Annotated in this window: 9 protein-coding genes and 1 pseudogene; 5 read left to right on the top strand and 5 right to left on the bottom strand. The window is 65.9% G+C overall.

Annotated elements, in window-relative coordinates; translation table 11 throughout:
• The coding region (locus DK261_RS31330) for an MFS transporter (RefSeq protein WP_110177529.1) at positions 1-974 on the top strand (974 nt) is incomplete at its 5' end.
• 6 nt (positions 975-980) lie between these two features.
• Here the strand turns inward: DK261_RS31330 and DK261_RS31325 are convergent.
• A complete protein-coding gene (locus DK261_RS31325; protein WP_009048310.1) occupies positions 981-1,475 on the bottom strand; it encodes a PaaI family thioesterase in 495 nt (164 codons plus the stop codon).
• A 45-nt stretch (positions 1,476-1,520) separates the two neighbouring features.
• Complete coding sequence (locus DK261_RS31320; protein ID WP_038631517.1) at positions 1,521-1,958, bottom strand: hypothetical protein; 438 nt, start codon at positions 1,956-1,958, stop codon at positions 1,521-1,523.
• A 177-nt stretch (positions 1,959-2,135) separates the two neighbouring features.
• Here DK261_RS31320 and DK261_RS31315 point away from each other — a divergent pair, with 177 nt between their 5' ends.
• From DK261_RS31315 to DK261_RS31305, 3 genes are all read left to right on the top strand, one after another.
• Positions 2,136-2,663 carry a DUF1993 family protein gene (locus DK261_RS31315; RefSeq protein ID WP_016702861.1) on the top strand — a complete coding sequence of 176 codons (528 nt, stop codon included), beginning with the start codon at positions 2,136-2,138 and terminating at the stop codon, positions 2,661-2,663.
• Between the two features lie 224 nt (positions 2,664-2,887).
• A complete protein-coding gene (locus tag DK261_RS31310; RefSeq protein WP_009048313.1) occupies positions 2,888-3,217 on the top strand; it encodes a hypothetical protein in 330 nt (109 codons plus the stop codon).
• 199 nt (positions 3,218-3,416) lie between these two features.
• A complete protein-coding gene (locus DK261_RS31305) occupies positions 3,417-3,596 on the top strand; it encodes a hypothetical protein (RefSeq protein ID WP_100208963.1) in 180 nt (59 codons plus the stop codon).
• Between the two features lie 46 nt (positions 3,597-3,642).
• On the opposite strand, the gene DK261_RS31300 is transcribed toward DK261_RS31305, so the two are convergent.
• Complete coding sequence (locus DK261_RS31300) at positions 3,643-4,539, bottom strand: DMT family transporter (protein WP_110177391.1); 897 nt, start codon at positions 4,537-4,539, stop codon at positions 3,643-3,645.
• Positions 4,540-4,666: 127 nt separating this feature from the next.
• Here DK261_RS31300 and DK261_RS31295 point away from each other — a divergent pair, with 127 nt between their 5' ends.
• Entirely contained in the window at positions 4,667-6,001 is a 1,335-nt protein-coding gene (locus DK261_RS31295; RefSeq protein ID WP_038631525.1) for a PLP-dependent aminotransferase family protein, read from the top strand.
• A 37-nt stretch (positions 6,002-6,038) separates the two neighbouring features.
• Here DK261_RS31295 and DK261_RS34020 read toward each other — a convergent pair whose 3' ends face one another.
• Positions 6,039-6,902 (bottom strand): methyl-accepting chemotaxis protein, encoded by an 864-nt coding sequence (locus DK261_RS34020; protein ID WP_371356844.1) that lies wholly within the window; start codon positions 6,900-6,902, stop codon positions 6,039-6,041.
• Positions 6,897-7,652: pseudogene (locus DK261_RS34015) on the bottom strand (MCP four helix bundle domain-containing protein); the annotation flags it as partial. The pseudogene DK261_RS34015 and the gene DK261_RS34020, both read right to left, overlap by 6 nt.
• Positions 7,653-7,924 lie beyond the last annotated feature (272 nt).

Genomic DNA, 7,924 nt, shown 5'->3' with positions numbered 1-7,924 from the left:
GCTGGGGGCGCGAGCGTCTGCTGGTGGGCGGCACGGCGCTGGCGGGGATGGCCTATCTGCTGGCGGGGCAGGCCGGGGGCCTGACGGTATTGCTGTTGGCTCTGTTGTTGGGTGGGCTGGGGGCGAGTACCCAGCATCCGCTGGCGTCGTCGATGATCACCGATACCCATGAGGCCGGCGGTGGCGTCAAGCAGGCGTTGGCGCAGTACAACTTTTCCGGCGATATCGGCAAGACCCTGATTCCGGGGCTGGTGGGCCTGTTGCTGACGGTGCTCAGTTGGCGCGCCAGTGTGACCCTGATGGGGCTGCTCGGGCTGGCGGCCGCCGGGTTGCTGTGGTGGTTGATTCCGGCGCAGGCGGCGGAGTCGTCCAAGCCCGAGAAGAGCGCCAAGGTAGTCAGCGGAAAAGGCTCGGCCAGCGGGCTGCGGGCACTGATTGTCACCGGCACGCTGGACAGCGCGGTGCGCATGGGTTTCCTGACCTTCCTGCCGTTTCTGCTGAAAGCCAAGGGCGCCGGCACGGCGGGTATCGGCCTGGCGTTGACGATGCTGTTTGTCGGCGGGGCCTTCGGCAAGTTGCTGTGCGGTTACCTGGGCGCACGCATCGGCATGATGAAAACCGTGTGGCTCACGGAGTTCACCACGGCGCTGTTGATCGTGCTGGCGGTGTACTTGCCCTATCTGGGCCTGATGGTGGTCTTGCCGCTGCTGGGGCTGGCGTTGAACGGCACCTCGTCGGTGCTTTATGGCGCGGTGCCGGACCTGGCGGGGGCGGGCAAGCGCGAGCAGGCATTCGCAATCTTCTATACCGGCACCATCGGCGGCGGGGCGCTGGCGCCGGTGCTGTTCGGCAGCCTGGGGGACGTCACTGGCGTCCCCGTCGCGGTGATGGTGCTGGCGGCTACCTTACTGCTGACGTTGCCACTGTCCTGGTTCGTGCAGCGCGGCCTGGACGCGGATGCCCGGCTGGCCTGAGCCGGCTCAGGCTTCGCGTCCGTGGGCTGTTGCGGCCAGTTGCTCGGTATCGACCCGCACAAAGATCGAGTCGCCAACCGCCGTCAGCACATCGCCAGCGTAGACCTCGCAGATCACCCGGCTCTTGCGGCCGAGTTCGCCTTCGACCTTGGCGCGCAAGGTCAGGGGTACACCCATCGGCGTCGGCTTGATGAATTTGATGCCGAGGTTGCCGGTCACGCAGTTGATCCGCGGCAGGCTGTCCAGGGCGCGTTTTTCGGCGCGGTAGTGGTAGGCCATGGCGGTCCAGTTCGAGTGGCAATCCACCAGCATGGCGATCAGGCCGCCGTACACCAGTTCGGGCCAGCCGCAGTATTGGCTGTCCGGCAGGTGCTCGGCCATCACATGCACCCCATCCTCATGCCAGTGGCTCTTGATGTGCAGGCCATGGGGGTTGCTGCTGCCGCAACCAAAACAAACGCCGTCCGGCGCGGTGCTGTCTTGCAGGGAGAGTGGGTGCATGTGTCTTTACCTTTTTTATTGTTGGAGAGGGCCCTGGCGAAGCTCTCAGGCCGCCGCTTGTGCCTGTATCTGCAGCTCGCCGTCGACCTCCTTGACCAGCCCGCTGGCCAGCAGCAGCGGCAGCAGGCGCTTGTGCAACTGCGGCTCGACGAACTCCTTGACGGTGTCCAGCGCCAGGTTGCCGCTGGCTTCCAGCTCGGCCTTGGTGTAGGACAACCAGGCCTTCTTCAGCACCAGCAGCACGTCGCTGCCGGCGGTGGTGGCGAAGCGGCGGTGGGTCACCCGGCCGTCGAAGTCGAAGCTGTGCTGGTAGGCATAACCGCTCTCGTCGCCCGCGCTGGCGACACAACGACCGCAGGTGCATGCGCCGTCGCCGAAGGCCGTGCGCAGATAGGTGTTGAAGTCCACCACGGGCTTGAGCCCCAGGCGCTTGTCGACTTCGAACAGATCCCCGGTCATTTTTGCTTCACTGCTCAAGGTCATTTTCCTCATGTTCAGGCGGTGTATTACGTCAGGGGCGCACCTTAACAGCCAGATCGGCGGACGGGTACTTTTCTGCCGCCATCAGGGCCGGATCGCCATCTGCTAGGATTCTCAGCGCGCTGCCTCCGGGCGCGCTGCCTGCACCTTGTCCACCGCTGATTCCTGCGAGGAGAAAGTATGTCGATCTATGCCATGACCGTCCCCTGTTTCGCCCAGATGCTGCGGGCGTTGAACAGCTTCTTGAGCAAGGGCGAGGAGCATGCTCGTGAACGGCACTTCGACCCGCAGGTCCTGCTGCAGGCGCGCCTGGCGCCGGACATGTATGACCTGGCGGCGCAGGTACGCTTTACCTGCACCCAGGCCCGGGAAGCGGTCCAGCGTCTCAGCGGCCTGCCGGTGACCGGGTTGCCGGCGCCGGCCAGCATGGCCGAGGCCAAGGCACTGATCGAGCAGACCCTGGCGTTCCTCGCCGAGGCGGATCGAGAACTGATCGAAAGCAGTGGCCAGCGCGCGGTGGCCATCGAGTTGCCCAACGCCATCGCCTTCGACATGACCGGCGAAGAATACGCCCGCAACTGGGCGACGCCGCAGTTCTATTTCCACCTGGTCACGGCCTACGACATCCTGCGGCATAACGGTGTGCCGCTGGGCAAGGCCGAGTATGCGCAGCATATGTTTGCCTATCTGCGCCAGCCGCAGGGCTAGCGTCGGCTATCGGCCTAGATATCCCTGCCGAGAAAACTGTCGACCGAATATCGCGGCGCTGCGCCAGTGGTTGCTGCCCGAGGCCGGCCGCGGCGTGAGCCGTGAACAAGTGGCCATTAAAAGAGCGGCACATTGCCTTCTCCGACACGGCGTCGTGCTGGCCCCGCAAGCGCCGAATCACCGCCAAAATCACTTTAATTTCAGGTGGTTAGGTAGATCGAAAAATGCGCAATGTGTGGATGACGCTGACCTCGTTCGCCTTGGTCAGCATGGCTGTCGCGGCCGAGGGCAAGGAGTTGCCGGCCAATGACCGGTATGTGTGCAGTTGGGGCGCGGGGACGGCGGCGCGGGCGCAGGAGCTGAAACTGTCGGGGGTTTCGCTGTATGCCGCGCGGCAGAAGCTGCAGACCTACAAGTTCAGCAAGGGCTGGATGCGCATGCTGGCCCTGGGCATTACCGAACAGACCTACGACAGCCCCTCGCGGGCCAAGCCGGCGACGGTGCGGCAGAGCTTTTACGACGACTGCGTGCGCTACAAGCTGGCGCGCAAATAACCCGAGGGGAAGGCGTGCGGGGTGGCCGGTTGCCCGGGCTGCCATGCTGGTACAGGCGCCGGCGATCCTGGGGCGAGGCACGTCGGCCTTGTCTCATGCCCCCGGAGCTTTGGCCCATGGGCCGACAGAACCCGTCGCCATCTGATCCGTATTTTTCTTCGTCACCTGCATCTGTATCGGGATCAGATCCGGCCTGACAATGACGCACCCCTCAGGCGCACCGGCCTGCCGGCTGGAGCCTGAGGCGGCGTTCTGCTTTTCGCATTGGCGAAAACCTATTGTTCAGGAGGCCTTTATGGCGAAGATGGCGATTTTCTTGTTTGGATTCTTGGCGCTGACCATCGCGATTGGTCTGCTGGCGACCATCTCTCCGGTCTGAGGGGACACCTCAGGCCAGCTCAGTCTCGCCGAGGCGGGCCGAACCGCTATTTCGAAAACTTCCTCGCCCCGGCCACGCACAAGATCACTGCCACGGTCACTCCCAGCATGCCCAGGCTGACCTGTTCATGCAGCAGGGTGGCGGCCAGGGCCAGGCCAAAGAAGGGTTGCAGCAATTGCAACTGGCCGACGGCGGCGATCCCTCCCTGGGCCAGCCCGCGGTACCAGAAGACAAAGCCGATCAGCATGCTGAACAGCGCGACATACGCCAGGCTCAGCCAGGCGGGCAGGGTGATGCCGCTAAACGAAGGCGGGGCACGCAACAGCGTCAGCACCGCCATCACCGGCAGCGCCAGCACCAAAGCCCAGGAGATCACCTGCCAGCCGCCCAGGGTGCGGGAGAGCTTGGCGCCTTCCGCGTAACCCAGGCCGCAGACCAGAATCGCCAATAGCATGAGAATGTCTCCGGCCGGTGCGGCGCTCAGCCCCTGGGACAGGGCAAACCCCACCACCAGCAGGCTGCCCAGCACCGAGAACAGCCAGAACACCGGCCGCGGCCGCTCGCCGCCGCGCAGCACGCCGAACACCGCGGTGGCCAGGGGCAGCAGGCCGAGGAAGACGATGGAGTGGGCCGAGGTCACGTACTGCAAGGCCAGCGCGGTCAGCAGCGGAAAGCCGACCACCACGCCGAGGGCGACTATCGCCAGGGGCCACAGCTGGCTTCTGCTCGGGCGCTTTTCCTTGAACAGCAGCAACAGGCACAAGGCCAGGACGCCGGCGATGCTGGCGCGGGCCACGGTCAGGAACAGCGGGTCGAACTCCAGCACGGCCACCCGGGTGGCCGGCAGCGAGCCGCTGAAAATCAGCACGCCGATAAAGCCGTTGAGCCAGCCGCTCGCGGCTTTTTGTGTGCTGGGGTGTGGCAGGGGCGATGTCCGTTCCATTCAGGGGCTCAGCTCTGTTCAAGGGTAAGCGCCGCGCTTCAGGGCGAGATTGCGCCTGGGCTGCTCAGGCCCCATCCTAGGAGTGCCAAGCAATACAATCAAAATATTGTCATGGATACATTGCCCTATGGCCCGTGCCCGCTACAAACAACTGGTCGATGGTTTTGCCGCCGATATTCGTGGCGGTGCATTGCCGCCGGGCACCCGCCTGCCGACCCACCGCGAACTGGCCGCCAGGGAAGGGCTGGCCCTGGTGACCGCCTCACGGGTGTATGCCGAGCTGGAGGCCATGGGCCTGATCAGTGGCGAAACCGGGCGCGGCACTTTTGTCCGCGAGACCGCGTTGCCGCCGGGGCAGGGCGTCGACCAGCAGGCGACCGCGGCGGGCACCCTGGATCTCAATTTCAACTATCCGGCGTTGCCCGGGCAGGCCGAAGTGCTGCGCGGTGGCCTGCGCCAGTTGGCGGCTGCCGGTGACCTGGAGGCGCTGCTGCGCTACCAGCCCCACAGTGGCCGCAGCCACGAGCGGGCCACCGTGGCCCGGCATCTTGCGTGTCGCGGGTTGCAGGTGGAAGCGGACCGGGTGTCGATCGTCAGCGGCGCCCAGCACGGCCTGGCGACCACGGTGATGGCGCTGCTCAAGCCCGGCGATGTGGTGGCCACCGATGCCTTGACCTACCCGGGGTTCAAGGTGGTGGCCGACGCTCACGGCGTGGAACTGGTGTCGATTGCCCTGACCGAGCACGGCCCCGACCTGCAGGCTTTCGAGCGGTTGTGCCGCAGCCGGCGGGTGCGGGCGGTGTATGCCATGCCGACCCTGCACAACCCCATGGGTTGGGTGCTGGACCTGGCGTGGCGCGAGCGCTTGGTGCGGATCGCCCGGCAGCACCGGTTGCTGATTATCGAGGACGCCGCCTATGCCTTCCTCGCCGAGGATCCGCCCGCGCCCCTGGCGGCCCTGGCGCCGGAACTGACGGTGTATGTGTCGGGGTTTTCCAAGAATGTCGCCACCGGGCTGCGGGTCGGTTTTGTGGTCGCGCCGCCGGTCTGGGTGCCGCTGATCGAGCGGGTGATCCGCGCGACTACCTGGAACACTCCCGGGGTGATGACGGCGCTGGTCTGCAACTGGATCGACGACGGCACGGTGCAGCGCCTGGAAGCCGAGAAACGCCAGGACGCGACCGTCCGGCAGGCCCTGGCCAGGGAAGTGCTGGCCGGCCTGGAATTCATCGGGCATCCGGCGTCCTATTTCCTCTGGTTGCCGTTGCCCGAGGAGGTGCGCGCCGATCAGGTGGCGATGGCCTTGCTGCGGGAAAACGTCTCGGTGTCCACCGCCGAGCCTTTTGTCAGCGCCGCGCCGGTGCCCCACGCCATCCGCCTGGCCCTGGGCTCGGTCGAGCTGGATCAGTTGCGGGTGGCATTGGAAAGGGTGCGGCAGGTGATTGGCCAATACGCCTATTGAAGGCTCCCGCGCGGCAAGGCGCGGGAGCCTGCGGCCGTCAGACCTTGAACTGAGTCACCAGGCCGTTGAGTTCCACCGCCAGGCGTGACAGGTCCTGGCTGGCGGCGTTGCTCTGGTTGGCCCCGGCCGAGGTCTGGGTCGCCAGGTCGCGGATGTTCACCAGGTTGCGGTCGACCTCGCGGGCGACCTGGGCCTGCTCTTCGCTGGCGCTGGCGATCACCAGGTTGCGTTCGTTGATCGAGGTGATGGCCTGGGTGATCTGGTCCAGGGCCAGGCCCGAGGCGCGGGCGGCTTCCAGGGTCAGGTGGGCGCGTTCGTTGCTGTGGCGCATGGCGCTCACCGCGCCTTCGGTGCCTTCTTCGATGGTGTTGATCATGCTTTCGATTTCCTGGGTCGACTGCTGGGTGCGATGGGCGAGGGCCCGCACCTCATCGGCGACCACGGCGAAACCGCGTCCGGCATCGCCGGCCCGGGCCGCCTCGATGGCCGCGTTGAGGGCCAGCAGGTTGGTCTGCTCGGCGATCGAGCGGATCACCTCCAGGACCTGGCCGATATTGCGCACATCCACCGCCAGGTGTTCGACCTGCTCGCAGGTGCGGGTCACCTCGTCGGCCAGGTCGCCGATGGAGTCGACGGTGTGTTGCACCTGCTGCCGGCCGTGGTGGGCGGTGGCGTCGGTTTCCCGGGACGCCTCGGAGGTGCTGACGGCGTTGCGCGCCACTTCTTCCACGGCCGCGGTCATCTCGTTGACCGCGGTGGCGGCCTGTTCCAGTTCGTTGCTCTGCTGGTGCAAGGTCTTGCTGGAGTCTTCGGTCACCGCATGCAGCTCCTCGGCGGCCGAGGCCAGTTGGCTGGAGGAATCGGCGATCTTCTGCAGGGTGCCGCGCAGGCTGTTCTGCATGCGTTGCAGGGCGTGCAGCAGGCGCGCCGGTTCGTCGTTGCCGGTCACGCTGATGGCATGGCACAGGTCGCCGCTGGCGATGGTCTCGGCGACTTCCACGGCCTGGCCCAGCGGCCGCACGATGCTGCGGGTCAGTACGATGGCCAGGCCGACAGTCAGCACCAGCACGATGGCCAGGATCGCCAGCACCAGGCCGACGGCGCTGTGGAACACCTCGTTGCTGCGCGCGGCCGCCGCTTCGCCACCGTGGGTATTCACCTCGACCACGGTCAGCAATTCCTTGAGCATGGCGTCGGCATTGGCCAGGAACGGCCCGCCGTCGACGATCGCGATCGCTTCGTCCTTGCGGCCCTGGCGCGCCAGGTCGAGGACGCGCTGCTGGTCCTTGAGGTACAGCGCCTTGACGCCCAGGTATCGCGCGTACGCGGCCTTTTCCTCGGGGGCGATACTGAGTTTTTCGTAGACCAGCTGCTGGGCCGACAACTGCTCCTCGAGCTGATTGATCCGGTCCAGCAGGGCCTCGACGTCGCTTCTGTCGCGTACCACCAGCTGGCGCAGGGTCAGGGTACGGATCTGGGTGCTGGTCAGGGCCATGGCGTTGGCTGCGACGATCGAGGGCAGCCAGTTCCTGTCGACCTCGAGCGACTGCTCGTTCATGCGGCGCATTTCCAGCAAGGAGAAGGTTCCGAGCGCAACCGCCAGCAGCGCGATCAGGGCAAAACTGAGGCCTGCACGGCGGGAAATGTTCATCGATCGTAAAAGCATGACTGTGTTCCTTGTGGCGGCAAAAGGCACAACCTGCGCGGCATCCGGCAGGTTCGCAGCAAAGCGGCGCGCGCTCGGAAAGACTCCGGGGCGTCGTCGGTTCTTGCAGGCAAGGCAGGCGGGAGGCGCATCGTGGCGCCTTCTTTATGGGGGCTTCCGGTATGGACGGGGTTGCACGGGCCCTGGCCGGAAAGGTGGCGATGATATCACAATGATGTCGCTGTTTTGACCGGAGCACCCCGTGCTCGGCCGATGAA

The sequence above is a fragment of the Pseudomonas sp. RW409 genome (genome assembly GCF_003184125.1).
GTDB lineage: Bacteria > Pseudomonadota > Gammaproteobacteria > Pseudomonadales > Pseudomonadaceae > Aquipseudomonas > Aquipseudomonas chlororaphis_I.
The sequence above is the reverse complement of the archived record's forward strand: the minus strand, read 5'-3'. Positions and strand labels throughout refer to the sequence as shown.

What these genes read in the sequence shown, in the direction of transcription:
- DK261_RS31320 (WP_038631517.1), bottom strand. Translation starts at nt 1,958, where the DNA reads ATGACCTTGAGCAGTGAAGCAAAAATGACCGGGGATCTGTTCGAAGTC.
- DK261_RS31315 (WP_016702861.1), top strand. Translation starts at nt 2,136, where the DNA reads ATGTCGATCTATGCCATGACCGTCCCCTGTTTCGCCCAGATGCTGCGG.
- DK261_RS34020 (WP_371356844.1), bottom strand. Translation starts at nt 6,902, where the DNA reads ATGCAGAACAGCCTGCGCGGCACCCTGCAGAAGATCGCCGATTCCTCC.
- DK261_RS31325 (WP_009048310.1), bottom strand. Translation starts at nt 1,475, where the DNA reads ATGCACCCACTCTCCCTGCAAGACAGCACCGCGCCGGACGGCGTTTGT.
- DK261_RS31305 (WP_100208963.1), top strand. Translation starts at nt 3,417, where the DNA reads ATGACGCACCCCTCAGGCGCACCGGCCTGCCGGCTGGAGCCTGAGGCG.
- DK261_RS31300 (WP_110177391.1), bottom strand. Translation starts at nt 4,539, where the DNA reads ATGGAACGGACATCGCCCCTGCCACACCCCAGCACACAAAAAGCCGCG.
- DK261_RS31295 (WP_038631525.1), top strand. Translation starts at nt 4,667, where the DNA reads ATGGCCCGTGCCCGCTACAAACAACTGGTCGATGGTTTTGCCGCCGAT.
- DK261_RS31310 (WP_009048313.1), top strand. Translation starts at nt 2,888, where the DNA reads ATGCGCAATGTGTGGATGACGCTGACCTCGTTCGCCTTGGTCAGCATG.